Origin of the sequence: Aureimonas sp. AU20, assembly GCF_001442755.1 — a bacterium.
Lineage (GTDB): Bacteria > Pseudomonadota > Alphaproteobacteria > Rhizobiales > Rhizobiaceae > Aureimonas.
This window is the reverse complement of the sequence record NZ_CP006367.1, coordinates 3,699,294-3,723,777: the sequence shown is the minus strand read 5'-3', so window position 1 is coordinate 3,723,777 and position 24,484 is coordinate 3,699,294. Positions and strand designations below refer to the sequence as shown.

General features: G+C 68.2%; 21 protein-coding genes. 16 read left to right on the top strand and 5 right to left on the bottom strand.

The window, feature by feature from the left end; translation table 11 throughout:
- Positions 1-264 precede the first annotated feature (264 nt).
- On the bottom strand, positions 265-714 hold the full coding sequence (aroQ, locus tag M673_RS16955) for a type II 3-dehydroquinate dehydratase (RefSeq protein ID WP_061977436.1): 450 nt from the start codon (positions 712-714) through the stop codon (positions 265-267).
- Between the two features lie 143 nt (positions 715-857).
- Here aroQ and M673_RS16950 point away from each other — a divergent pair, with 143 nt between their 5' ends.
- The 5 genes from M673_RS16950 (at position 858) to M673_RS16930 (ending at position 6,319) form a co-directional block, all read left to right on the top strand.
- The gene (locus M673_RS16950; RefSeq protein ID WP_061977434.1) at positions 858-1,931 is read left to right on the top strand and encodes a LacI family DNA-binding transcriptional regulator; all 1,074 of its coding nucleotides are present in this window, start codon (positions 858-860) and stop codon (positions 1,929-1,931) included.
- Positions 1,932-2,034: 103 nt separating this feature from the next.
- Positions 2,035-3,357, top strand: a complete 1,323-nt coding sequence (gene xylA / locus M673_RS16945) for a xylose isomerase (protein WP_061977432.1) — start codon at positions 2,035-2,037, stop codon at positions 3,355-3,357.
- 152 nt (positions 3,358-3,509) lie between these two features.
- Entirely contained in the window at positions 3,510-4,196 is a 687-nt protein-coding gene (locus M673_RS16940; RefSeq protein WP_061977430.1) for a recombinase family protein, read from the top strand.
- A 201-nt stretch (positions 4,197-4,397) separates the two neighbouring features.
- On the top strand, positions 4,398-4,694 hold the full coding sequence (locus tag M673_RS16935; protein WP_061977428.1) for a hypothetical protein: 297 nt from the start codon (positions 4,398-4,400) through the stop codon (positions 4,692-4,694).
- 149 nt (positions 4,695-4,843) lie between these two features.
- Positions 4,844-6,319 (top strand): UdgX family uracil-DNA binding protein, encoded by a 1,476-nt coding sequence (locus tag M673_RS16930; RefSeq protein WP_061977427.1) that lies wholly within the window; start codon positions 4,844-4,846, stop codon positions 6,317-6,319.
- Between the two features lie 107 nt (positions 6,320-6,426).
- Here the strand turns inward: M673_RS16930 and M673_RS16925 are convergent, their stop codons facing one another.
- Entirely contained in the window at positions 6,427-8,583 is a 2,157-nt protein-coding gene (locus M673_RS16925; RefSeq protein ID WP_061977424.1) for a HAMP domain-containing methyl-accepting chemotaxis protein, read from the bottom strand.
- A gap of 419 nt (positions 8,584-9,002) precedes the next feature.
- Here M673_RS16925 and M673_RS16920 point away from each other — a divergent pair, with 419 nt between their 5' ends.
- Both M673_RS16920 and M673_RS16915 read left to right on the top strand, forming a co-directional pair.
- Positions 9,003-10,523, top strand: a complete 1,521-nt coding sequence (locus tag M673_RS16920; RefSeq protein WP_148640108.1) for a helicase HerA domain-containing protein — start codon at positions 9,003-9,005, stop codon at positions 10,521-10,523.
- Positions 10,524-10,699: 176 nt separating this feature from the next.
- Positions 10,700-11,035: a DUF1476 domain-containing protein gene (locus M673_RS16915; RefSeq protein ID WP_061977422.1), complete on the top strand. Its 336-nt coding sequence runs from the start codon at positions 10,700-10,702 to the stop codon at positions 11,033-11,035.
- A 169-nt stretch (positions 11,036-11,204) separates the two neighbouring features.
- On the opposite strand, the gene M673_RS16910 is transcribed toward M673_RS16915, so the two are convergent.
- Positions 11,205-11,786, bottom strand: a complete 582-nt coding sequence (locus M673_RS16910; RefSeq protein WP_062215178.1) for a DUF2585 family protein — start codon at positions 11,784-11,786, stop codon at positions 11,205-11,207.
- Positions 11,787-12,507: 721 nt separating this feature from the next.
- Here M673_RS16910 and M673_RS16905 point away from each other — a divergent pair.
- The 5 genes from M673_RS16905 (at position 12,508) to M673_RS16885 (ending at position 18,154) form a co-directional block, all read left to right on the top strand.
- Positions 12,508-13,764 carry a glycosyltransferase gene (locus M673_RS16905; protein ID WP_061977418.1) on the top strand — a complete coding sequence of 419 codons (1,257 nt, stop codon included), beginning with the start codon at positions 12,508-12,510 and terminating at the stop codon, positions 13,762-13,764.
- On the top strand, positions 13,761-14,930 hold the full coding sequence (crtY, locus tag M673_RS16900) for a lycopene beta-cyclase CrtY (protein WP_061977416.1): 1,170 nt from the start codon (positions 13,761-13,763) through the stop codon (positions 14,928-14,930). The genes M673_RS16905 and crtY overlap by 4 nt, the downstream gene beginning before the upstream one ends.
- Entirely contained in the window at positions 14,927-16,444 is a 1,518-nt protein-coding gene (locus M673_RS16895; protein ID WP_061977414.1) for a phytoene desaturase, read from the top strand. The genes crtY and M673_RS16895 overlap by 4 nt, the downstream gene beginning before the upstream one ends.
- Positions 16,441-17,394 carry a phytoene/squalene synthase family protein gene (locus tag M673_RS16890; RefSeq protein ID WP_061977412.1) on the top strand — a complete coding sequence of 318 codons (954 nt, stop codon included), beginning with the start codon at positions 16,441-16,443 and terminating at the stop codon, positions 17,392-17,394. Before M673_RS16895 ends, M673_RS16890 begins: the two co-directional genes overlap by 4 nt.
- An 88-nt stretch (positions 17,395-17,482) precedes the next feature.
- On the top strand, positions 17,483-18,154 hold the full coding sequence (locus tag M673_RS16885; RefSeq protein WP_061977410.1) for an O-methyltransferase: 672 nt from the start codon (positions 17,483-17,485) through the stop codon (positions 18,152-18,154).
- An 8-nt stretch (positions 18,155-18,162) separates the two neighbouring features.
- On the opposite strand, the gene M673_RS16880 is transcribed toward M673_RS16885, so the two are convergent.
- Together M673_RS16880 and M673_RS16875 are read right to left on the bottom strand one after the other, a co-directional pair.
- A complete protein-coding gene (locus M673_RS16880) occupies positions 18,163-18,675 on the bottom strand; it encodes a sterol desaturase family protein (protein ID WP_061977408.1) in 513 nt (170 codons plus the stop codon).
- 47 nt (positions 18,676-18,722) lie between these two features.
- Positions 18,723-19,661: a polyprenyl synthetase family protein gene (locus M673_RS16875; RefSeq protein ID WP_061977913.1), complete on the bottom strand. Its 939-nt coding sequence runs from the start codon at positions 19,659-19,661 to the stop codon at positions 18,723-18,725.
- A 228-nt stretch (positions 19,662-19,889) separates the two neighbouring features.
- Here M673_RS16875 and fni point away from each other — a divergent pair, with 228 nt between their 5' ends.
- The 4 genes from fni to M673_RS16855 all read left to right on the top strand — a co-directional run bounded on the left by fni (position 19,890) and on the right by M673_RS16855 (position 24,190).
- Complete coding sequence (fni, locus tag M673_RS16870) at positions 19,890-20,930, top strand: type 2 isopentenyl-diphosphate Delta-isomerase (protein ID WP_061977406.1); 1,041 nt, start codon at positions 19,890-19,892, stop codon at positions 20,928-20,930.
- Between the two features lie 103 nt (positions 20,931-21,033).
- Positions 21,034-22,080: a class 1 fructose-bisphosphatase gene (locus tag M673_RS16865; protein WP_061977404.1), complete on the top strand. Its 1,047-nt coding sequence runs from the start codon at positions 21,034-21,036 to the stop codon at positions 22,078-22,080.
- 3 nt (positions 22,081-22,083) lie between these two features.
- Complete coding sequence (rpe, locus tag M673_RS16860; RefSeq protein ID WP_061977402.1) at positions 22,084-22,755, top strand: ribulose-phosphate 3-epimerase; 672 nt, start codon at positions 22,084-22,086, stop codon at positions 22,753-22,755.
- Positions 22,756-23,134: 379 nt separating this feature from the next.
- Positions 23,135-24,190, top strand: coding sequence for a TerC family protein (locus M673_RS16855; RefSeq protein ID WP_244493206.1), 1,056 nt, complete (start codon positions 23,135-23,137; stop codon positions 24,188-24,190).
- The last annotated feature ends 294 nt before the right edge of the window (positions 24,191-24,484 follow it).

Genomic DNA, 24,484 nt, shown 5'->3' with positions numbered 1-24,484 from the left:
GCCTGACCGATCGCCAAGGCTTGAGAGCACCTAACAAAACCTCGTGGGGTCGGCTGGCCCTAGTCTTTCCGCCGTGGACTTCGTCGCGGATGCTTGGCCCTGCCGCCGGCATCACTTACGCTTCGCTCCTCGCCCCCGAACGAAAATCCCTCGACCATCCTCCGCCCAGAGGTTTCGTTAGGTGCTCTTAGGCAGCCCTGGCGCAGCTCTCGGTGCCTGTCTCGTCCAGGCCTCGAAAGCCCGGCGTTGCTGGGACTTGCCGTGTCAGCCGTTCGCTTTCGCGGCCAGACGCGAGGCGACGTGGCGGAGCGCCAGCCGATAGCCTTCCGTGCCCAGCCCGGCGATCACGCCGTCCGCCCGCAGCGAGACGAAGGAATGGTGGCGGAAGCTTTCGCGCTTGTGGACGTTGGAAATATGCACCTCCACCACGACGCCCTCGAAGGCGTTGAGCGCGTCGAGAATGGCGACCGACGTGTGGGTGAAGGCGGCGGGGTTGATGACGATGCCGGCCGCCGCCTCTCGCGCCTCGTGGACCCAGTCGATGATCTCGTATTCGCGGTTCGACTGGTGAAACCGGATCTCTTGGCCCAACTCCCGGGCAAGCTCGCGGCAGTCGCGCTCGACATCCGCCAGCGTCTCGCGCCCGTAGATCTCCGGCTGGCGCTTGCCGAGAAGGTTCAGGTTCGGTCCGTTCAGGACGAAGATCAGGCTCATGCGCTCCCCCGGGCGTTCGGTCTCCCGTCTTCCTGTCGTCTCGCATTCCGATTGTCAAAGCTGCGGACGGCGTCGGGAAAACCGGCGACATTCGCGGCGGCCCATGCGAGTCTAGCCCAAAAAGCGCAAGCGCGGGGGCTGGCATGGATGGAGGGGATGGCGCGAGGCGTTCGACCTCCGAGGCGGAGGAAAGCGAGCGCCCGGCGCCGACCTTGAGCGACGTGGCGCGGGCGGCGGGCGTCAGCCTCGCCACGGCGGACCGCGTGCTCAACCGGCGTCCCGGCGTGCGCCTCGCCACGGTCGAGAAGGTCGAGGCGGCCATGGCGGCGCTGCGCTTCGAGCGCCATCCCGGCGCCGCCGCGCTGGCCCGCCGGGCGCGGTTTCGCGTCGCCGCGCTTCTGCCGCGCGGCTCCAATCCCTTCATGCTGCGGCTTCGGGACGAGCTGGAGCGCGCCTCGCGCCGCCCCGCCGCCCGCGCCCTGGCGCTGGATCTGATGGAGGTCGACACGTTCGACCCGGCCGGCCTTGCCGCCGAGATCGAACGCGCCGGCGCTTCGCACGACGCGGTTCTGGCGGTCGGGCTCGACCATCCCACTGTCGCCGCCGCCATCGATGCGGCCGGCGCGCGCGGCGTTCCCGTCGTGACGCTCGTTTCCGACGTGCCGGGCTCGGCGCGCGCGCGCTATGTCGGCGTCGACAATCGCGCGGCGGGCCGCGTCGCGGCGGCGCTCGCCGGGCGCCTCAGCGGATCGGAGCCGCGCTCGGTCGCCGTGCTTCTGGGCGCGCGGGCGCTGCGCGACCATCGCGATCGGCTGGATGGGTTTCAGGAGGTGCTGGCCGCGCGCTACCCGCTGCTGCGCCTCGACGCCGTGATGGAGGGGCAGGACGACCCCGACCTGACGCAGGAGGCCGTGCGCCGCTTCCTGCATCGCTCCGCCCCGCCCGCCGCGATCTACAGCGCCGGCGCCGGCAATGCCGGGCTCGCCGCCGCCCTGTCGGAATACGACCTGCAGCCGCTGGTGATCGCGCATGAGCTGACCGCCGAAACCCGGCCCCTGATCGAGAGCGGCGCGATCGACGTGCTGATCGTTCAGGACCCCGGCCACGAGGCCCGCTCGGCGCTGCGCGCGCTTTCGGCGGAACTCACCGGCACCCAGCTGGATGAGGCGCAGGAGCGCATCCGCATTGAAATCCTCATGAAGGACAACCTGCCGTGAGCCGCGCCCGATCGGTGCGGGATTGCGGTGCCGGGGGTTTTTGAGGTACGTAGCTCAATCAAGAGGCCCGGCTTGTCGCCGCGCCCGTCACTCCAGGACCGCCATGACCCAAGCGAACGGTTACTTCGGGCTCGATTCCAGCGTGCGCTTCGAAGGGGAGGGGAGCACCAATCCCCTGGCCTTCCGCTTCTACGACAAGAACCGGCAGGTGATGGGCCGGTCCATGGAAGACCAGCTCCGCTTCGCCATCTGCTACTGGCACTCCTTCACCTGGCCGGGCGGCGATCCGTTCGGCGGCGAGACCTTCAACCGCCCCTGGATGCGCCAGGGCGGCGATCCGCTGGCCAAGGCCAAGGAAAAGGCCGAGGTCGCCTTCGAGCTGTTCCAGATTCTCGACGCGCCGTTCTTCAGCTTCCATGACGTGGACGTGGCGCCCGAGGGCGAGACGCTGGGCGAGTCGATCAAGAACCTCAACGTGATCGCCGACATCTTCGAGGAGAAGATGAAGACCCATCGCACGCGCCTTCTCTGGGGCACGGCGAACCTCTTCTCCAACCGCCGCTACATGGCGGGCGCGGCGACCAACCCGGACCCGGACGTCTTCGCCTATGCCTGCGGCCAGGTGAAGGCGGCGATCGACGTCACGCATCGTCTGGGCGGCGAGAACTATGTCTGCTGGGGCGGGCGCGAGGGCTACGAGACCCTGCTCAACACCGACATGAAGCGCGAGCTGGACCAGCTCGGCCGCTTCCTGTCCATGCTGGTCGACTACAAGCACAAGATCGGCTTCAAGGGCCCGATCCTGATCGAGCCCAAGCCCAAGGAGCCCTCCAAGCACCAGTACGACTTCGACACGGCGACCGTGTTCGGCTTCCTGCAGAAGTACGATCTGGTCAACGACGTGAAGCTCAATCTCGAGCAGAACCACGCCATCCTCGCCGGCCATTCCTTCGACCACGAAGTGAAGCTCGCCTATGCCAACGATCTGTTCGGCTCGCTCGACATCAATCGCGGCGACGACCTGCTCGGCTGGGACACCGACCAGTTCGCCATGGACGTCAAGGAAATGACGCTGGTCTTCCACGAGATGCTGAAGCATGGCGGCTTCACCACGGGCGGCCTGAACTTCGACGCCAAGATCCGCCGCCAGTCGATCGACCCGCAGGATCTCGTAATCGCCCATGTCGCCTCGATGGACGCCTGCGCGAAAGCGCTGATCTCGGCCGAGCGCATGCTGAACGAAGGCGCGCTGGAGAAGCCGCTGGCCGAGCGCTATGCCGGCTGGGACAAGCCGGAGAACCAGACGATCCTTTCGGGCGGATCGAGCTTCGAGGCGGTGGCCGAGCGCGGCCTCGGCCTCCAGCCGCAGCCCCGTTCGGGCCGGCAGGAATATCTGGAAGGCGTCGTGAACCGCTACGTCTACTGACGACGGGCTATCGCTGAAACGAAAGGCCGGGCGGAGCCCTCTCCGCCCGGCCTTTTCGCGTCCGCGGCCAAGCGAAGCGCTAGGGGGCGACGCGGCTTGACCCCTGGTCGGGCGCGTCGCACAACAGGGGACCCTAGCGTGACGGATCGCCCATGGCTCGAATCGGATATGCCCGCGTCAGCACCGCCGACCAGGACCTGACGCTTCAGGTGGAGCGGCTGAAGGCGGCGGGCTGCACCATCGTCCGCTCCGAAAAGCAGTCCGGCAAGTCGATGGCCGGGCGGGACGAGCTGGAGACGGTCCTTCAGTTCCTGCGTGAGGGGGACGAACTCGTCGTGGTGCGGCTCGACCGACTCGGGCGCTCGACGCGCGACGTGCTGAACATCGTCCACGATCTCGACAAGGCCGGGGCTTCGCTGAGGGTCCTCGATCCCGAACTCACCACCAGCGGCGATCTCGGCCGCATCGTCGTCACCGTGCTCGGCATGGTGGCGGAGATGGAGCATCGCTTCATTCTGGAGCGCCAGCGCGCCGGCATCGAGGCCGCCAAGCAGCGCGGCATCTACAAGGGCCGCCCGCGCACCGCGCCCAATGCCGAGATCCGCCGCCGCCGCGCGGCCGGGGAGGGCGTGACCGACATCGCCCGCGCGCTCAAGGTCTCGCGCATGACGGTCTATCGTGCGCTGGCGCCGGAGGGCGGGGAGGCCGCGGCGGGGGATGGGGCGGGGGATGGGGCTCCCGCGCCCGCCGCCGCGCCGGCCTCGCCCCCGCCGCCAGCTGCCTCGCCGGCTTCTCCCGCGCGCACCCGCCGCCCGCCGCGCCGGGCTTCTCCTGCCTGAGGGCGGCGTGCCCAAGGCCTGTTTCGTGAAATTGCCGTTGATGGCGGCTAAAAAGCCGGTGCGCCCGCTCGCTTTCTGCTAGAGGCGCCCCAGGTGAGCGGAGCCCTGCTTGCCCAAAGAGGATGCGCGAGACCGGGAAACCCGGAACCACCGGCCGACGATCGCCTTCTTCTCTCCAGCCGAACCCAAGGAGACCCGACCATGCTGACCGAAGCCAAGACCGACGAGATCTCCGAAAAGATCGCGGCGATCTTCCAGGGGATGGAACTGGACGACGTCGCCAGCGTCCTGAAGATCCAGCTCGCGATGCTGGTGACGCAGGGCACCGAGGACGCCGACGCGGCCATGGAATTCCTCGACGAAATCTACGAGGACGTCGAGCAGATGGTGGAGTCCTTCCCCTTCGGAGAAGATCTGGAGGAGGATGAGGACGAAGACGAGGAAGACGAGGCGGAAGAAGAGGCCGACGGCAAGGCCGCCAAGCCCTCTTCCAACTGAGACGGTTCGGGATGGGGCGGCGGTCAGCCGCCCCGTTCTTCCGAATGGCGCATCGCTTCGCGGCGGGATGCTGCAGACAACCAACAGCGCTGGAGCCGAACGGCGCGACCCGACGTTGAGGCCGAAAGGTTCACGCGGGAGAGGGCGCGATGTTCGAGGCGAGGCTGGCCTTTCCCGCCGATTTCGACGGTTGGCGCGACGCCGCGCGAAGCGCGCTGGCGCTCCGTATCGCGCCCGAGGCGCTGAGCTTCCAAGTGGGAGAGGGTGCGGGCGGGCTTTTCGCGGAGCCGCTTCCGCCAGCTCCGGCCGACGCGCCACCTTTTTCCGTGCCGCGCAGCTTTCCCGATCTCGCCCGCAAGCTCGTCTGCCATAGCGACCCCGAGCGCTTCAGCTTCGCCTATCGGCTCCTGTGGCGTCTTCAGGGCGAGCGCAAGCTCCTGGAAATCCTGGCCGACCCCGACGTCGCCCACGCGCACGAGATGGAAAAGGCGGTTCGGCGCGACAGCCACAAGATGAAGGCCTTCGTGCGCTTTCGCGAGATCGAGACGGAGGCGGGCGGCTTTCTCTATGTCGCCTGGTTCGAGCCCTTCCATCACGTGGTCGAGTTCACCGCGCCCTTCTTCATGCGCCGCTTCCCCGGCATGATCTGGAGCATCCTGACGCCTAAGCGCTCCGTCCATTGGGACGGGGCCGAGCTGACTTTCGCGCCCGGTGCTGACCCCGCCGACAAGCCGCCGGAGGACGCTATGGAGGCGCTCTGGCTCACCTACTACCGCTCGATCTTCAACCCGGCGCGGCTGAAGGTTAAGGCGATGCAGGCCGAGATGCCGAAGAAATACTGGCACAACCTGCCCGAGGCCGCGCTGATCGAACCGCTCGTGCGCGGGGCGGAAGAGGCATCGCGCCGCATGATCGAAACCGCGCCGACCTTGCCGAGTTTTCGTCACGAACGGGCAAAGGAGCGCGGCGAGATGGCAAGGGTTGCGAAGGCTCCGGTCTTCAACGGCTTCAACAAAGCGCCAGACGATCTGGAAGAGGCGCGGGAACAGGCGATGCACTGCAAGGCTTGCCCGCTCTGGGAGCCGGCGACGCAGACCGTGTTCGGCAAGGGGCCAGCGGACGCGCCGGTCATCTTCGTCGGCGAGCAGCCGGGCGATCAGGAAGATCTGGCGGGCGAGCCCTTCATCGGCCCGGCCGGCAAGGTCTTCGACGCGGCGCTGGCGGCGGCGGGCATCGACCGCACCCAAGCCTATGTCACCAACGCGGTGAAGCATTTCAAGTTCGAGCCGCGCGGCAAGCGGCGCATCCATGCCAAGCCCAATATGGGCGAGGTCAAGGTCTGCCGCTGGTGGCTGGAGCAGGAGCGCGAGCTGATCCAGCCCAAGCTCATCGTGGCTCTCGGCGCAACGGCGGCGGCCTCCGTGCTCGGCCATGCCGTGACGATCCGCGACACGCGCTCGCGCCTGATCGACCTGCCCGACGGGAAGACCAAGCTCCTCGTGACGGTCCACCCCGCCTATATCCTGCGCTTGCCCGACCCCGAAGCGCAGCGGCGCGAGACAGCGGCCTTCGAGGAAGACATGGCGCGGGTGAAGCGGGAAGTGCCGGAGATCGCCGTCGGCTGACGGGCGCTCTCAAGCACTCCAGCGAACCGCTTCCCGAACGAAAGACGGGGCGGACGATCCGATCGTCCGCCCCGTCTGCTTTTCCGATCAGCCTTTCGGCTCGGCCGTCAGGCGCTCATGCGCTCGAAGTTCGAGTCGAGTTCGAGGTTGAACCCGTTCGCCTTCGCGGCCTCCTTGCCCTTGGCCGCGCCAGCCGCCGGAGCGAACTGCTGGGCCGCAGCCTGCAACTCGCGGACATTGGCCTTGGCGGAGGGGCCGATCTGGATGCGGACGGGCTGGGTCGCGGCGGTCTCGGCGCCCTTCGCGGTGTGAGCCGGATCGACGCGGAAGAAGCTCGCCCGTTCGGCGAGACGCCGCGCCTCGCCCGAAAGCTGCTCGGCCGTGACCGACATCTCGTTGGCGGCGCCGCTCGACGCCTGCGTCACCTGATCGAGCTCGGTGACGGAGGCGACGGTCTGCTGCGTCACCTGGTCGAGCTGCGTGATCGCCTGGTTGATCTGCTCGGCGCCGATATTCTGCTCGCGGCAGGCGGCCGAGATTTCGGCCACCAGCTCCGCCGTGCGGCGGATGTCGGGCACCAGCGCGCCGAGCATGGTGCCGGCCTCCTCGGCCACGCCCAGCGTTTCGCCGGACAACGCGCCGATTTCCAGCGCCGCGTGCTGCGAGCGTTCGGCGAGCTTGCGCACTTCCGAGGCGACCACGGCGAAGCCCTTGCCGTGCTGGCCGGCGCGCGCGGCCTCGATCGCCGCGTTCAGCGCCAGAAGGTCGGTCTGACGGGCGATCTCCTGCACCACCGAGATCTTGGCGGCGATGGTACGCATGGCGTCCACCGACTTCTGCACGGCCTCGCCGCTGCGCGCGGCATTGGTGGCGGCGAGCGTCGCGATCTTTTCCGTGGTGGTGGCGTTCTCGGCGTTCTGGCGGATATTGGCCGCCATTTCCTCCATCGCGGCCGAGGCCTGCTCGGTGGCGGCAGCCTGTTCGCTGGCACCGGAAGAAAGGCGCTGCGTGGTCGCGGCCTGCTGGGTGGAGCCGGCGGACAACTGCTCGGCGGTGACGGCTGCCTGCGTCGACCCGGCGGCGACCTGCGAGGCGGATGTCGTCACGTCCGAGGCGATCTCGGACAGGTTGACGACCATGCGGCCCATGGCGCGCTGGAGATCGGCGATCTCGTCCGACCCCTTGGCCTCGACCCGCTGCGTCAGGTCGCCCTGCGCGATTGCCTCGGCCAGCTTCACGGAGCGGCCGAGGCCGCGCGAGATGGACAGGGCGATCCAGGCGGCGGCGGCGGTTCCGGCGAGAACCGAGCCCACCAGCATGGTCAGAAGCCAGAATCGGGTCTGGTCGTAGGAGGTCTTGGCATCGGCCAGAGACGCCTGCGTCACCTCGTTGGCGCGCGCGGCCGCCGTATCCAACTGCTCGGACAGCTTGCTTTCCACGGTGCGGATCTTGCCGAGGAGAAGGGTGACCTTCTCGGACCAGTTCTCCGCGCCATGATCGGCTGCCTTGCGCGTCGCCGCGAAGGAGTCCTGCCAGCGCTGGCGCACCGCGTCCCATTCTCGCGACAGGGCGGGCGCGGCGGCGGTCATGCCGCTAAGGGCCGTTTCGAAGGCCTGATTGGTCGCGTTCAGCCGGTCGCTCGCGGCGAGGATGGCCGTACTGTCGGAAAGGTTGATCGTCTTCAACATGTCCAGCTGCGCGCCGCTGGCCAGGGCGTCGAGTTGCACTCGCCATTGAGTGAGCGTGGCGGCGTCGAGTTGGGCCTCCTTGCCGCGCGCTTCCAGATCGTTCAGGGCGGCGCGATAGGCCTCTACGGCCGGAGCGGTCTTGGTGAGCGCGGTGTTGCCCTCGTTGGCGTCGGCCTGCGAGGCGGCGGCGATGGCCTCGTCCGTCAGCGGGCGATAGTCGTGGAGCAGCCCGTCGAGATCCTTGAACCGATCCCGCTCGGCGGCGGGCATGGACGCGAGCAGCGCCTTCTGCGCCGCCTCCATGTTGGCCCAGTCCCCATCATACTGGCGCTTGATGGTCTCGATCACGGCCGGGTCCGCGCTGTCGGTCATGCGTCGGATGTCGAGCCGGATCGCGCGCAGGGACGATTGGAAATCCTTGGCCGCGCTCGACTGCACGAAGGGTCCGGCTGCAAAATTGTCCAGGGTGGAGTTTGCTCGATCAAGGCTCGCCATTCCGAAATAGCCGATGCCCCCGCTCAGGGCGAGGATGCATCCGAAGCTGGCGGCAAGTTTGGACTTTATCGTCAAGCGCATCGAAACGCCCTCTGCGTTCGTAAGTTTCCCTGGGTAATCTCCTGATCCCCTGGAAGTATATAACTTGAAGCAACTTAATTGCAGGTGAAGCAAGCGAGTAGCTACTCGTAAACGAAACTCTAATTTCAACGACCTGGCTTGCATCGTAAACGATCTATACGCTGGATAGTCTGCGATGGATTGGTTCACGATGCATGGGTTCCCCGAAGTCTGTGCTCTGAGGCGAGATCATCCGAACTCACGTCGTAGCCAGGGATGACCGATGACGAGCGACCGTTCGTGAAACTGTGGATGGGACACTCGGTCCGCTATGAATGGTGAATGGCGCCCGCTAGATAGAACTATCCAACCCCTGTCGGGCCGTCCCCCGCGCCGTGGCTTGCCGCGCGCTCAGGCCTGTTTTTCCGAAGAGGTGCGCTTTGACCAAGGTCGCGGTCGATCTCGGAACCACCGCAACGGGCGAACCGGCGGAGATGGATCTCGAGGAGCTTCTTTCGACCCGTCTTCTCGTCCAGGGCAATTCCGGCTCCGGCAAGTCGCATCTCTTCCGCCGCGTGCTGGAGCAGAGCGCGGGCTGGGTTCAACAGGCGATCATCGACCCGGAGGGCGACTTCGTCTCCTTTTCCGAGCGCTTCGGCCATATCGTGGTGGATGCCGACCGCACCCCGTCCGAGCTCGGACGCATCGCCGCGCGCATTCGCCAGCACCGCGCCTCCGTCGTGCTCAACCTCGAAGGGCTCGACGCCGAGTTGCAGATGAGCTGCGCGGCGGCCTTCCTCAACGGCCTGTTCGACGCCGACCGGCATTACTGGTTCCCCATGCTGATCGCGGTGGACGAGGCGCAGATCTTCGCGCCCTCCATGGCGGGCGAAGTGGGGGACGAGGCGCGGCGCATCTCGCTCGGCGCCATGACCAATCTCATGTGCCGTGGCCGCAAGCGCGGCCTCGCCGGGATGATCGCGACGCAGCGCCTCGCCAAGCTCGCCAAGAACGTCGCGGCCGAGGCCTCGAACTTCCTGATGGGCCGCACCTTCCTCGACATCGACATGGCGCGCGCGGCCGATCTTCTCGGCCTCGACCGGCGGCAGGCCGAGCGATTTCGCGATCTCGAGCCCGGCCATTTCGTGGCGCTCGGCCCCGCCCTGTCGCGCCGGCCGATCCCGATCCGCATCGGCCCGGTGGAAACCGCCGGCCGCTCCGGTCGCCCGGTTCTCATGGCGCTGCCCGATTCCAGCCCCGAGGCCATGGCGGACCTGATCTTCACCGCCGGGGCGGACGAGCCCGAGACCCTGCCGGCACCCGTGCGGCGCGAGCCGCTGCCGACGCGCGAGCTTCTGGAGCGCGTGGCCGCCAACCGCGCCGGCGCGCCCGCGCCCGCCCGGCTGGAGGAGGAAAACGAGCCCGACCCGGAGGCCGAGGCCGAGCGGCAGGTCGTGGTGGACGCGATCTTCGCCGATCTGATGGCCGATCCCGAGGCGGCGTTCCGCCCCGTGCAGCTGCTCTACCAGGACTTCGTCACCCATTGCCGCCTCAAGCGCGTGGGCGACGGCGGGCTCGACATGGCCGGCTTCCGCCGCCGCCTTGCCCTGGCGCGCGCCGGCATCGGCGCGGCGGGCGAGGACGAGAACTGGATCGAGGTGGTGCGCCGCTCGGAAGAGCTGCCGGAGGATATGCAGGGCGTCTATCTCCTGCTTGCCAAGGCGGCGCGCGACGGCGAGCCCTGCCCAAGCGACGAGACGCTGGCCCGCGCCTATGGCAGCCACTCGCCCTCGCGCGGGCGCTTCCTGCTCACCTACATGGCCGAGCGCGGCTATATCGCGGCCGAAACCGACTTTCGTGGCAACCGCGTCGTGTCCATCGCGGGCAGCGACTGGCGCACCGGCGCGGGCAGTTCGGGCAAGCGCGCGCCGGGCATGACGTCCCGCATGCGGCGGGCCTGAGTTTTCGCTCGCAAGATCGTGAGGGAAGAGGGCGAGGGCCGTTAAGGATTTCGCAACACTCTTTTTTCGGCGATCGATTCAATTGACTCCATTCTGAAAAGTCGAATTTGAGGCGTTCCAAGGCAAAGTCCTCCCATGCCGCAGAGAGAGGCGGCGAGGGGAAAAGGAAAAGCCAGATGTCGATCGATCGTCGCCGCGAAATGCAGGAAAATCTCTACGCCGCCCGCGAGCGGCGCTCGTTCCAGGACCGCGCCCGCGCGGACCGGATCGTCGGCCTGTGGGCCGCGCGCCAGCTCGGCCTCGAGGGCCAGGAGATCGATGCCTATGCGGGTTCGGTGATCGGCGCGGGCGTCGCCAAGCCCGGTGGTCGCGGCGGTTTCGACAAGGTCGCGGCCGATCTCGCCGCCATCGGCATCTCGAACGAAACGGTCCGCGCCCGTTACGCCATCGCCATGGACGAGGGCATGAGCCCGACCTATTCCATCGCCTCGGCCAATCCGCTCTACGCCTGAGGGCTTAGAGCACCTAACGAAAATCTCTTGGGGTCGGCTGGCCGGGTCTTTTCGCCGTGGACTTCGTCGCGAATGCTCGCCGATGCCGCCGGCATCGACTGCGCTTCGCTCCTTGTCCCCGACGAAAATCCCTCGACCATCCTCCGCCCAGAGATTTTGTCAGGTACTCTTACACCCCGACGCCCAGAAGACGCAGGCTCCCCAGGATGAAGCCGTCGCCGATCGTGAAGGCGACGGCGCCTTCCAGGGCCAGCGCGAGGAAAAGCGTGGCGGGAACCGGAAGCCCGCGCGCGGCAAAGAAGCCGAGCACTACGAACAGCGTGTCGCCGAAGGCGTTGAGAATGCTGTCGCCCTCGTAGCTCGGCGTTCCCGGCGCGTCCCCGAACAGGGCGATCATCGCAGGCGTGTTTTCCATCGCCTCCCAGATCGCGCTGGAGGCGAGCGCCGCCAGAAACATCCAGCTCAAGGGCCAGCGCGGCGCCATCCGCCGGATAAAGGCGTAGAGCCCGATCCCGTACATGACGTGCAGCGCGGAATACCAGTCCGCGAACTGCTGCGAGGCGCCGGGCGAATGCGGATCGCCGTCCCACAGCGCGACCGTGCCGCAGGGGCAGGTCAGCGGGCGGTCCATCCAGGCGAGCCAAGCCGCCATCGCCGCCAGGATGCCCAATCCCACCATCACCTGTCCGGCCAATCCGGCGGGCAGGGCGGACAGGCCTTCGGGCCGATGGGGATGGGACATGTCGCTCATCGTCGTCGCACTCCACACCCACCGGCCGGTCTGACTGCCACGGCTGCCGACCGATCCGAACCGAACATTCCGGCCCAACGCGCCGGTCCGCCCAAGGGTTGCGCGGGGGCGCTGCGGCCGATCGCGCAAGCCGCGCGCGAACCTTAAGCGAAAGGATGCGTTGGACGCTTTCCGCTTCGGCTTGGGTGCGCCAAGGGTGCCCGTTTCCATCTGGTCGCAATGGCTTCCTGAACTCAAACATTGACCAAGGCGGCGGAGCCGGTCGTGTCGACCCGCCTGCCTTCGCCGTCATGAGCCGATATCGTCGACGTCTTCCGATGGTGTCCCGCCGCCTTGTGTTTCGCGCGCCACCCGAAGCTGCCTCTGCATCGTGCGAGGCCATCGGTCCTGGAGGCTTGTCCACGGTTTTCCAACGCGCATTGCGGACCAGTCCATCACCCGGAACCGTTGCTGATCGTCATTTGAAATCGGCGTCATGCGAGCGACGGAAACGCCAGCACACACTTCCCGCCGCAAAGCGACCAAGTGTCTTCAACGCGCCCGTCTCGGCAACTTCGCCGCTCTGCGTGAAAACCACGCTGGAAAACCGCCGAGGCGCCAGCGCGGCCCCTCCGGACGCCGGCGAAATCATCGGTGCGCCGCGATGGATCGCGGGCGGGTCTGCGCCATATGGTGCGCGAGGTCCCGGTGTTCGCGGACCCTTGCCCGCCGCTTTTGCCTCATGACCCGTTTCCTTCTCGTCTGCCCGCCGCTCGTCAGCCATGTCCGCGCCTTCGAGGCGGTGGGCGAGGCGCTGGTGGCGCGCGGCCATGCCGTGGCCTTTCTTCTCAATGCCGGGGGCGGGGCGCTGGTCGGCTCGCCCCGCGTCGCGGTCTGGGAGACCGGCGCGTTCGAGGCCGGCCCCGCGCTGACCGATCGGCCGACCGGCTTGTTCGGCATCCTGCGTACGGTGCGCGAAGGCGCGGCGCGCACGGCAAGTCTCTGTCGGGAAGGCCCCGGCCTTGCCGCGCGCTGGGGCGCGCAGGCCGTGCTGGCCGATCAGATGGAGCCGGCGGGCGCGCTTCTGGCCGAGCATCTCGGCGTTCCCTTCCTGTCGATCGCTGCCGCCCTGCCGATCGATCCCGACCCGACGATTCCCTCGCCCTTTCTCGGCTGGCCTTTCGATCCCTCGCCGGAGGGGCGCAAGCGCAATCGCGGCGGCGAGCGCGTCGCCCGCCTGCTCCTGCGCCGCCAGCGCGAGACGTTGCGCGCGGCCTGCTTCGATCTCGGCCTTCGCCCACGCGAGCGGATGGAGGACTGCCTGTCGCCGCTCGCCACCCTGTCGCAGACCGTGCCGGGCTTCGACTATCCCCGCCCCGATGCGGCGCGGCTTCATGCGCTCGGGCCGTTTCGCGCGCGCGGCGCGGAGGAGGAGCTGCCCTTTCGGCGCGACCCCGCGCGCCCGCTCGTCTTCGCCTCGCTCGGCACGTTGCAAGGCCATCGCTTGGGCGTGTTTCAGGCCGTTGCCCGCGCCTGCCGGCGCATCGGCGCGCAGCTGGCCGTCGCCCATTGCGGCCGGCTCTCGGCCGCTGAGGCCGGATTGATCGACGCCGATGTGGTGACCGACTTCCTGCCGCAACGCGCGGTGCTGGCCGAGGCCGATCTCTGCGTGTCCCACGCCGGGCTCAACACCGTGCTGGACGCGATGGAGGCAGGCGTGCCCGTTCTGGCGCTGCCCATCGCCTACGACCAGCCGGGCGTCGCCGCGCGGCTGCTCCACCATGGCGCGGGGCTTCGCCTGTCGCATCGCCGCCTTCAGGCGGGCGAGGTGGCCGACGCACTTTCCCTCATGCTGCGCGACCCCAGCTTCCGCCGCAACGCGGCGCGGATCGGCCGCGAGATCCTCTCGGCCGGCGGCTCGGAGGCGGCGGCCGACTGGGCGGAAAGGCTCCTCGTCTCGCCCGTTCCCACCCGGGCCCGGGAGCCCGAGCCGGCATGAGCGAGCGGGTGTTCGACCTGATCTTGGCCGGCGGCGGGCTCGCCAACGGGCTGATCGCCCATCGCCTCAGTGAGCGACGGCCAGACCTCGACCTGCTCGTGGTGGAAAGCGCCGCGGAGCTTGGCGGCAACCACACCTGGAGCTTCCACGATGGCGATCTTTCGCCCGTCGAACATGGCTGGATCGAGCCCTTCGTTGCCCATCGCTGGCCGGGCTACGACGTGCGCTTTCCCCGCCGCGCGCGCGGCGTGGAAACTGGCTATGCTTCGGTTTCCTCCGAGCGCTTCGCCATGGTGCTGCGCGAGCGGCTGACTGAGCGCCTCAAGCTCGGCGCGCCGGTTCGGGCGCTGACGGGGAGCAGCGTCACGCTGGAAAGCGGCGAGGTGCTGCGCGCCCGCGCGGTGATCGACGGGCGCGGGCAGCGCCGCAGCGCCCATCTCTCGCTTGGCTTCCAGAAGTTCCTCGGCCAGGAATGGGAGACCGCCATCCCGCATGGGGTGACGCGCCCCGTGGTGATGGACGCCACCGTGCCGCAGGCCGGCGGCTATCGCTTCGTCTATGTCCTGCCCTTTTCCCCGACGCGGCTTCTGATCGAGGACACCTACTACGCCGACGACGTCGCGCTCGACCGCGAAACGCTACGCGCCGAGATCGCGGCCTATGCGAAGCGGCAGGGCTGGCAGCTCGCTCGGCTCACGCGCGAAGAGGATGGCGTGCTGCCCATCGCGCTCGGCGGCGACATGGAGCGACTGATCGAGGAGGCCGCCGGCGTGCCGACCGTGGGCCTCGCCCGCGCCCTGTTCCACCCGACCACCGGCTATTCGCTGCCCGACGCCGTGCATGTCGCCGATCTCGTCTCCTCGGCGCCCGACCTTTCGGCCGAGGCCCTGTCGCGGCTGCTCGCCCAGCATGCTCGAAACCTTTGGAGCGACCGAGCCTATTTCAGGCTCCTGAACCGGCTTCTCTTCGGGGCGGGAGAGCCGGCCGAGCGCTACCGCATCCTGGAGCATTTCTATCGGCTGCCCGATCCGGTCGTGGCGCGGTTCTACGCCGCACGGCTGGAATTTTCCGACAAGCTGCGCATCTTCGTGGGCAAACCGCCCGTGTCGGTGCGCGGTGCCTTGCGCATCCTCGCCGCGCCGTCTCGCCTCAGGGATACCGCATGACATCTGCATCGCCGCCTTCGCCTACCCCGTCCCGGCCGCAAACGGCCATCGTGATCGGGTCGGGTTTCGGAGGGCTCTCGCTGGCGATCCGCCTCCAGGCGGCGGGCATCGCGACGACGCTTCTGGAAAAGCGCGACAAGCCCGGCGGCCGCGCCTATGTCTACGAGGATCAGGGCTTCGTCTTCGACGCGGGGCCGACCGTCATCACTGATCCCAGCGCCTTGGAAGAGTTGTGGCGAGCGGCCGGCCGCAGCATGGCGGACTATGTCACGCTTCTGCCCGTCAGCCCGTTCTATCGCCTCTGCTGGGAGGACGGCTACCAGTTCGACTATGCCAACGACCAGGCGGAGCTCGACCGGCAGATCGGCGCCAAGAGCCCCGCCGATGTCGAGGGCTACCAGCGCTTTCTCGCCTATAGCCGCGCCGTGTTCGAGGAGGGCTATCTCAAGCTCGGCACCGTACCCTTCCTCCATTTCCGCGACATGATCCGCGCCGGGCCTAAGCTGGCCAAGCTGCAGGCCTGGCGCTCCGTCTATGCCAAGGTTTCGGATTTCATCAAGGACGACCAGCTTCGGCAGGCCTTCTCCTTCCATTCGCTTCTGGTCGGCGGCAATCCCTTCGCGACCTCCTCGATCTACGCGCTGATCCATGCGCTGGAGCGCGAATGGGGCGTCTGGTTTCCCAAAGGCGGCACCGGCGCGTTGGTCGCCGGCATGGTCAAGCTGTTCGAGGATATCGGCGGGCGGGTCGAACTCTCGGCCGAGGTCGCGCGCATCGAAACGGAGGGGCGCCGCGCAACGGGCGTCACCCTGCACGACGGTCGGCGCCTCGCGGCCGATCTCGTCGCCTCCAATGCCGACGTGGTCCACACCTACGACGCGCTGCTCGGCCACACGCCGCGCGGCACGAAGGAGGCCAAGCGCCTCAAGACCAAGCGCTTCTCCATGTCGCTCTTCGTCCTTTACTTCGGCCTAAAGCGGCATCAGCCGCAGCTGGCGCATCACACCGTCCTGTTCGGCGCGCGCTACCGCGCCTTGATCGACGAGATCTTCAAGGCCAAAACCTTGGCCGGCGACTTCTCGCTTTATCTCCACAGCCCCTGCGCCACCGACCCTTCGCTCGCGCCCGACGGGGCGGGCAGCTACTACGTGCTCTCGCCCGTGCCGCATTTGGGCAACGCGCCGCTCGACTGGAGCGTGGAAGGGCCGCGCTATGCCGAGCGCATCTTCGACTATCTCGAGCAACGATACATGCCGGGCCTGCGAGCCGATCTCGTGACCCATCGCATCTTCACGCCGGACGATTTCAAGTCCGAGCTGAACGCCCATCACGGCTCGGCCTTCTCGCTCGACCCGGTGCTGACGCAGTCCGCCTATTTCCGCACGCACAACCGCGACGACGAAATCCCCAATCTCTACTTCGTCGGCGCGGGCACGCATCCCGGCGCGGGCGTGCCGGGCGTCGTCGGCTCGGCTAAGGCGACGGCGGGCCTTATCCTCGACCCCGCCGCATGAGCCAGACGCAGGGCGAGGCGCTCGACCGCTTCGCCGAGGACTCCATCGCCAAGGGCTCCAAGAGCTTTGCCGCCGCCGCCCAATTGTTCGACCCCGCGACGCGGCGCGACGTGATGCGCCTTTACGCCTGGTGCCGCCATTGCGACGATGTGGTGGACGGGCAGGAGGGCGGGCAGGGCCGTGTCCATGCGCCCGAGCCGCCGGAGGCGCGCATCGCGGGTCTGAGGGGGGACACGGCGCGCGCGCTGGCCGGCGAGACGGCGCGTCTCCATCCCAGCTTTTTGGCGCTCGCCAGCGTGGCGCACCGCCATTCCATGCCCGCCGCGCTGTTCGAGGAGCATCTGAAAGGCTTCGCGCTGGATGTGGACGGGCAGCGCTACGAGACGCTGGACGCGCTTCTCGCCTATTGCTGGCATGTGGCGGGCGTCGTCGGCGTCATGATGTCGGCCGTCATGGGCGTGCGCGAGGAGGCGGTGCTGGATCGCGCCGCCGATCTCGGCCTCGCCTTTCAGCTCACCAACATCGCGCGCGACGTGGTGGCCGATGCCGGGGAGGGGCGGGTCTATCTCCCGCTCGGCTGGCTGCGCGAGGAGGGGCTGACGCCCGCCGACCTCCTCGACCCGGCAAAGGCCGAACCCGTCGCGCGCCTACAGGCTCGGCTGGTCGCAGCGGCCGAGCCCTATTACGCCTCCGCCCGCATCGGCATCGACCATCTCCCCCGCCGCTCGGCCTGGGCGGTGGCGACCGCCGCCCTCGTTTATCGCCGCATCGGCCTGAAGCTCGTGGAACGCGGCGCGGCGGCGCATGGCCGACGCATCTCCACCGGCACGGGCGAAAAGCTCGGCGCCATCCTTCGCGGCGCCGGCACCGCGTTCGGCCCCCGCAGGCTTGCCAACCCCGCGCGCGACCCGGCCCTCTGGCAAAGGCCGAGGATTGATCCGGGGCGCTGACGCCCCCTGGAATTCCCTTGGCCAGAGGATTGCCGCAGGCGGCCGGTGGCGCCTAAGCTTTCGCCGATTCGCCTTCGGAGAGAAGCCCATGTCGCATGTCGAAACCGACCCGGCCGTGTCGGCGAAGGTGGATAGCTATCTCGGCGAGGTCCTGAACCTCACCGACCCCGTGCTCGACGCCGTGCTGGCGGCCAATGCGGCGGCCGGTCTGCCGCCGATCGACGTGTCGGCGGCGCAGGGGCGAATGCTCGCGCTGTTCGTCGCCATGACGGGAGCGAAGCGCGTGCTCGAAATCGGCACGCTCGGGGGCTACAGCACGATCTGCCTGGCGCGCGCCCTGCCGGCGGGCGGGCGGGTGGTGACGATCGAGCGCGAGGCGGCCCATGCCGAAGTCGCGCGCCGGAATTTCGAACGGGCCGGGATGGCGGATCGGATCGACCTTCGGATCGGCGCGGCGCTGGACGTGCTGCCCACCCTCGAAGGGCCGTTCGACCTCGTCTTCGTTGATGCCGACAAGCCCAACAATCCCGGCTATTTTGACTGGGCGCTGCGCCTCTCGCGGCCCGGCACCACGATCGTCTTCGACAATGTGATCCGGAGCGGCGCAGTGGCCGACACCGGCAGCGCCGACCCGAACGTCCAGGGATCGCAGGCCGCCTTGCGCCTGCTGGGCAACCATCCAAGGCTCCGGGCCACCGCGATCCAGACCGTGGGCGTCAAGGGCTGGGACGGGTTCGCCCTCGCCGTGGTCGGAGAGTAGGGGCGGGCTCAGTTCGTCGGGCGCCGCTCGCCCTGCTCCTCGCGCACCCGGCCGGACGACTTGAGTTCGGCCGAAAGCTTCTCCACCGGCGGGGCGTAGAGGAAGCCGAAGGACACGCAGCCTTCGCGCCCCTTCACCGCATGGTGCAGCCGATGCGCTTGGACGAGGCGCTTGGCGTAGCCCTTGTGCGGGATGTGGCGGAAGGGCCAGCGCTGGTGCACCAGCCCGTCATGGACGATGAAGTAGAACAGCCCATAGAGCGTGATGCCGCTGGCGATGGCGGTGACGATCGGCAGCGCGGCGAAGGTGCCGAGCGCGAAGAGGCCGATGGCGAAGATGGCGAAGACCACGGCGTAAAGGTCGTTCTTCTCGAACAGGCCTTCGTGCGGCTCGTGGTGGCTTTCGTGCCAGCCCCAGCCCCAGCCATGCATGATGTATTTGTGTGCGGCCCAGGCGACGATCTCCATCACGAGAAAGACGCCGATGGCGATAAGGGTCAGTGCGAGCCAGCTCGTGGTCATGGCAATGCTTTCGACAGTCGGCGGGGCCTGCGGCCCCATTGCAGGCATTATAACGCGCCGAGCTCGGGTTCGCGCTCTCGCGCGGCCTCGGTGAGATGGCGGGCGCCCAGCGAACGGTCGAACACGTCCATCACCAGCGCTTCCAGCCGCGAGGCGGGCCCGAGCGCGGCCGAGAGATGCGAGCGCGCCTCGTCCACATGCCGGTCGATGCGCCGGCCCACCTGCTCGGGTCCGATGATCGAGACGATGGTGGACTTGGCCGCGTCCTTGCCGACATCCTTGCCGAGCACGACGGCGCTCGGGCCGGCCGCGTCGAGAAGATCGTCCAGCAGCTGGAAGGCAAGGCCCAGCTCGCTGGCAAAGCCCCTGAGGCGCGCGCGTCGCTCCGCCCCGGCGCCCGACAGGATGGCGCCGAGCTCCACGGCGGCGGTGAAGAGCGAGCCGGTCTTCAGGCCGTTGGCTGCGTCGATCTCGCTGACGGGGCGCGGGCCGCGCCCGCCGCGAAGATCCTGATACTGGCCGGCGACGAGGCCGCGCGTGCCCACCGCCTCGGCCAGAACCGCCACGCACTCGCCGCGCCGCGCCCCGTCCACGCCTTCCAGGCGCGCCAGCGTGCCATAGGCCTCCGACAGAAGCGCGATGGCGCAGAGAACCGCGACATCCTCGCCATGGGCGCGGTGCAGCGTCGGGCGGCCGCGCCGCAACTCGGCGTCGTCCATGCAGGGCAGGTCGTCGAGGATCAGCGATGCGGCATGGATCATCTCCAAGGCGCAACCGGCGTCCAGCGCCGCCGCGCGCGCGCCGCCCAAGGCTTCTGCCACCAGCAGCGTCACCAGCGGGCGAAGCCGCTTGCCCGGCGCCAGCACGCCGTCGCGCAGGGCAAGGTCCAGCGGCGACTGTCCCTCGATCACGCCGGGGGTCAGGGTGGCCAGCCGGCCATCCACCTCGGCCAGAAGATCGCGGGTCGTCTGCGGTCCGGCTATCATCGTCGCGTCGTAACCTTGTTCAAGCGTCTTCGTGGCCAGCATTTCATGGGAAATCCAAGCTGAACAGGAATTAGTAGCACTCCAAGTCGTGGCGGGAAGTGCGCCGCGCCCGATGCGACCTATGTCTGCGACGAAAGGACATAGCGCCCCGTTCCATCCCTCCGGCCGCAAACAGGAGTAGAAGGGCGCCTCGCCCGCGCCGATTCGCACCCGCCAAGAGGACACGCCGTGCCAGACGCCGACATCCGCTCGCGAAAGGGTGATCACCTCGACATCGTCCTGCGCCCCAAGCTCGCGAGCCCGCGCGTGGAATCCGGCTTCGACGCCGTGCGATTCGAGCACGCCGCGCTGCCCGAGCTGGATCTGGACGAGGTCGATCTCTCCACGGCGCTTTTCGGCCGGCCCCTGCGCGCGCCGCTTCTGATTTCCTCCATGACCGGGGGCATGGAGCGCGCGGCCCGCATCAACGAGCGGCTGGCCGAAGCGGCCGAGGCGCTGGGCCTCGCGCTCGCCGTCGGCTCGCAGCGCATCGCGCTCGAAGGGCGCGGCCAGGGCGGGCTCGACGGCTCGCTTCGGCGTCTGGCGCCGAGCGTGCCGATCCTCGCCAATATCGGCGGGGCGCAGCTTCTGGCCGGATGGGGCCTCGACGAGGCGCGCCGGGCGGTGGACATGATCGAGGCGGACGCGCTGATCGTCCATCTCAACCCGCTGCAGGAGGCGGTACAGCCGGAGGGCGACCGGCGCTGGCGCGGGCTTCTCGGCGCGATCGAGGCGCTGGCCAGCGATCTCGGCCGGCCGATCGTCGCCAAGGAGGTCGGCAACGGCATTTCCGGCCGGCTGGCGCGGCGCCTGATGGAGGCCGGCGTCGGCGCCATCGACGTGGCGGGCGCCGGCGGCACGAGCTGGGCCGCGATCGAGGCCGAGCGGCTCGCCGATCCCGGCGCGCGCGCCACGGCGCTGCTCTTTGCCGACTGGGGCATTCCCACCGCCCGCGCCATTGCCGACGTGCGCGCCGCCTGCCCCGATGCGGTGGTGATCGGCTCGGGCGGCGTGCGCCATGGGCTGGACGCGGCGCGGGCCATTCGCCTGGGCGCCGATCTCGCCGGCCAAGCGGCCGCCGCGCTGCCCGGCGCGGATCACTCCACGGAAGCGGTGGTCGCGCATTTTTCCAATGTCATCGCGCAGCTGCGCATTGCCTGCTTCTGCACCGGCTCCCCCAACCTCGCCGCCCTGCGCCACGCGCCGCTTCTGGAGGGCGGGGAGGGATAGAGGGGAGGGCCCGCCCGAAGGGCCGTCCCGCCATTTTCCGGTTTGCGAAGCTTGGCGCATCCTTATATCCACAGCCTATCCGAGGGGACTGAGGGGACGACGCATGACCGCTACGCTCGACGAGTATTTCGCGCCCACCTCGGCCAAGAGCCCGATCGGGCGGGATGTTGTGTCGCTTCTCTCGCAGCTGGCCGAGGCGGCGATCCGGCTGCAGACCCTCATCAGCTCCGGCGGTGCGCTCGGCGGCGGCCAGGCCACCTCGGCCGAGGGCGCGGCCAATGGCGGCGGCGACGTGCAGAAGGTGCTGGATCTCGAGGCCGACCGGCTCTTCGTCGCGGCGGCGCGGAACGCGCCCGTCGCCTTCTACGGCTCCGAGGAGCAGGACGAGGCGGTGGCGATGAACGCGGAAGGGACGCTGGCGCTCGCCATCGACCCGCTCGACGGCTCCTCCAACATCGAGACCAATGTCTCGATCGGCACGATCTTCTCCGTCCTGCCGGTCGAGGCCGAAAACCGGGCCGACCCGGCTTCGGTGTTCCGCCAGCCCGGCCGCCGGCAGCTCGCCGCCGGCTTCTTCGTCTACGGGCCGCAGCTCCTGCTGGTGGTCACCGTGGGCGAGGGGACGCATGTGTTCGGCTGGTCGTCCCAGACGCAGCGCTTCACCTACGCCCAGACGCTGCGCATACCTGAGGACGCCAAGGAATATTCGATCAACGCGTCCAATGTCCGCCATTGGGACGCGCCGGTGCGCCTCTATGTCGACCGGTGTCTCGCCGGCAAGGACGGCCCGCGCGGGCGCGATTTCAACATGCGCTGGGTCGCCTCGATGGTGGCCGACGCCTATCGCATCTTCGTGCGCGGGGGCGTCTATCTCTATCCCGGCGACAGCCGCAAGGGCTATGCGCAGGGCCGCATCCGGCTTCTCTACGAGGCGAGCCCGGTGGCCTTCTGCGCCGAGCAGGCGGGGGGCGCGGCGACCGACGGCATCCATCCCATTCTCGACATCGTGCCCGAGGGGCTGCACCAGCGCACGCCGGTGGTGTTCGGCTCGCGCAACGAGGTGCTGGAGATCGGCCGCACCTTCGCCGATCCCGACAGTCTCGCCGCCGAATCGCCGCTTCTTCTTCACCGCCCGACCGGAGGGATCTGAGCCGTGGCCGCAGACCTCGTCATCGCCCCCTCCATCCTCTCCTCCGACTTCTCGCGCCTGGGCGAGGAGATCGCGGCGGTGGACCGCGCCGGGGCGGACTGGATCCATCTCGACGTGATGGATGGGCATTTCGTGCCCAACATCACCTTCGGCCCGCCCGTGGTGGCGGCCGTGCGCGGGGCGTCCCGGAAGTTCTTCGACGCCCATCTCATGATCGAGCCGGCCGATCCCTATCTTGAAGCCTTCGCCAAGGCGGGCTGCGACGGGATCACCGTCCATGCCGAGGCGACGCGCCATCTCGACCGCTCGCTCCAGGCCATCCGCGCGTTGGGCTGCAAGGCGGGCGTGGCGATCAATCCCGCGACGCCCGAAAGCGCCGTCGAATACGTGCTCGACCGGGTGGACCTGATCCTCGTGATGACGGTCAATCCCGGCTTCGGCGGCCAGAGCTTCATTCCCTCGACGCTGGAGAAGATCCGCCGCCTGCGCGCCCGGATCGGCGACCGGCCGATCCGCCTTCAGGTGGACGGGGGCGTTTCGCCCGAGACGATCGGCGAGATCGTCAAGGCGGGCGCCGATACGTTCGTCGCCGGCTCGGCGGTCTACAAGGGCGGCAACGAGGCGAGCTACCGCGCCAACATGGACGCGCTGCGCGCCCATGCGAACGCGGCCTGAACAGGCGTTCCAGAAGGGCAAGAAGAGGAAGCGGCGCTCCGTGCCGCTTCAAGTCTTCCTCAAATCGATGTGATAAGACGAGCTGATCGTCTTGTCTTTCCAGCGGAAAAACCCAAGCCCTCGGCCGGTTAAACCGGTTTGATCTGTCGCGCGGCGCGCGGATCGGCGGCGTTGTTTCCCACACACTGTCCGAATTCACGCGCGGCGCCGTTGCACCGCGAAAAAAACAACACACCTATGCGCCGCGTCGCGGCGTGGGGACGGTTGGCGAACGAGCCGACCGCCCACAGCCTGCCGAGACCGCCGGGACAGCCGGTGGCGGCCCGCGCGGGACGGATTGGGCCATGCGGACATGTCGTCCGTCGCCAAGGAGGGATAGTTGGACCAGACGATATCGAATGCCGCGGCGGAGACCGCCCTGACGGGGATTTCCCCCGATGTGGTGCCGACCTGGGTATGGCTCGCGACGATCGGCGGCATCGCCGCGCTCTTCGTGTTCGACTTCCTGACCCATGTGCGCAAGCCGCATGAGCCGACCTTCAAGGAAGCGGCCCTCTGGTCGACCTTCTACGTCGCGCTCGCCCTCCTGTTCGGCTGGGGCGTCTGGCATTTCTGGGACCGCGAGCACGGTATCGAGTATTTCGCCGGCTTCATCACCGAGAAGTCCCTCTCGGTCGACAATCTCTTCGTCTTCGTCATCATCATGAAGAGCTTCCGCGTGCCGGCGGCCTATCAGCAGAAGGCGCTTCTGATCGGCATCGTGATCGCGCTCATCATGCGCGGCATCTTTATCGCGCTCGGCGCGGCGGCCATCGAACGCTTCTCCTGGGTCTTCTACCTGTTCGGCGCCTTCCTGCTCTACACCGCCTACAAGCTCGCGGTGGAAAGCTTCTCGCACGGCGCCAAGTCGACCGACGAGGAATACGAGCCGAACGCCCTGGTGAAGTATTTCCAGCGCCACCTGCCGACCACCGACGACTATCGCGGCAACGCGCTGACGGTGATCGAGAACGGCAAGCGCTTCTTCACGCCCATGTTCATCGTCATCATCGCGCTCGGCATGACCGACCTTCTCTTCGCGCTGGACTCCATCCCCGCGATCTATGGTCTCACCGACGCGCCCTACATCGTCTTCACCGCCAACGCCTTCGCGCTGCTCGGCCTTCTGCAGCTCTACTTCCTGCTCGGCGGCCTGCTCGACCGGCTGGTCTATCTCGGCCTCGGCCTGTCGCTCATTCTCGCCTTCATTGGTGTGAAGCTGGTGATCCACGCCATGGAAGCCAACACGCTGCCCTTCCTGAACGGCGGCCAGCCGATCCAGGGCCTGCCGCATATCGAGACGAGCTTCTCGCTCTCCGTGATCGTCGGCATCCTCGTGGTGACCACGGTGGCGAGTCTGCTCAAGAGCCGTTCGGACGCCCGCAAAGGCCAGTAAGCCGAACGCGCCTCGAAGACGCGACAATCCAAACCTTTGAGAAGGGCCGGCACCAAGCCGGCCCTTTTTTTCGATGGGCCGTGGCTCCCTTGGGGAAACGCACAGGCTGCCTTTTCTTTTTGCTTGCCTCGTTTTCGATAAGCCGATCACATGTCACCCAGGAGCCGGGGCGGTTGAAGGCCTGTTCAACTGACACCGAACTGTCATGCGAGCGTGCTAGCCGCAGACGGCGGGCATCGGCTCGCAGCGCGGATCCGCCAAAGGGCGGCATCAAGGGAGAAGGGCTGACATGAG

Bases quoted from the DNA above. Each gene is read 5' to 3' on its own strand.
- M673_RS16875 (WP_061977913.1), bottom strand. From the start codon at position 19,661: ATGATAGCCGGACCGCAGACGACCCGCGATCTTCTGGCCGAGGTGGAT.
- M673_RS16885 (WP_061977410.1), top strand. From the start codon at position 17,483: ATGTCGCATGTCGAAACCGACCCGGCCGTGTCGGCGAAGGTGGATAGC.
- M673_RS16915 (WP_061977422.1), top strand. From the start codon at position 10,700: ATGTCGATCGATCGTCGCCGCGAAATGCAGGAAAATCTCTACGCCGCC.
- M673_RS16865 (WP_061977404.1), top strand. From the start codon at position 21,034: ATGACCGCTACGCTCGACGAGTATTTCGCGCCCACCTCGGCCAAGAGC.
- crtY (WP_061977416.1), top strand. From the start codon at position 13,761: ATGAGCGAGCGGGTGTTCGACCTGATCTTGGCCGGCGGCGGGCTCGCC.
- M673_RS16880 (WP_061977408.1), bottom strand. From the start codon at position 18,675: ATGACCACGAGCTGGCTCGCACTGACCCTTATCGCCATCGGCGTCTTT.
- M673_RS16935 (WP_061977428.1), top strand. From the start codon at position 4,398: ATGCTGACCGAAGCCAAGACCGACGAGATCTCCGAAAAGATCGCGGCG.
- xylA (WP_061977432.1), top strand. From the start codon at position 2,035: ATGACCCAAGCGAACGGTTACTTCGGGCTCGATTCCAGCGTGCGCTTC.
- M673_RS16910 (WP_062215178.1), bottom strand. From the start codon at position 11,786: ATGAGCGACATGTCCCATCCCCATCGGCCCGAAGGCCTGTCCGCCCTG.
- M673_RS16940 (WP_061977430.1), top strand. From the start codon at position 3,510: ATGGCTCGAATCGGATATGCCCGCGTCAGCACCGCCGACCAGGACCTG.
- M673_RS16905 (WP_061977418.1), top strand. From the start codon at position 12,508: ATGACCCGTTTCCTTCTCGTCTGCCCGCCGCTCGTCAGCCATGTCCGC.
- aroQ (WP_061977436.1), bottom strand. From the start codon at position 714: ATGAGCCTGATCTTCGTCCTGAACGGACCGAACCTGAACCTTCTCGGC.
- M673_RS16950 (WP_061977434.1), top strand. From the start codon at position 858: ATGGATGGAGGGGATGGCGCGAGGCGTTCGACCTCCGAGGCGGAGGAA.
- M673_RS16895 (WP_061977414.1), top strand. From the start codon at position 14,927: ATGACATCTGCATCGCCGCCTTCGCCTACCCCGTCCCGGCCGCAAACG.
- M673_RS16930 (WP_061977427.1), top strand. From the start codon at position 4,844: ATGTTCGAGGCGAGGCTGGCCTTTCCCGCCGATTTCGACGGTTGGCGC.
- M673_RS16890 (WP_061977412.1), top strand. From the start codon at position 16,441: ATGAGCCAGACGCAGGGCGAGGCGCTCGACCGCTTCGCCGAGGACTCC.
- M673_RS16925 (WP_061977424.1), bottom strand. From the start codon at position 8,583: ATGCGCTTGACGATAAAGTCCAAACTTGCCGCCAGCTTCGGATGCATC.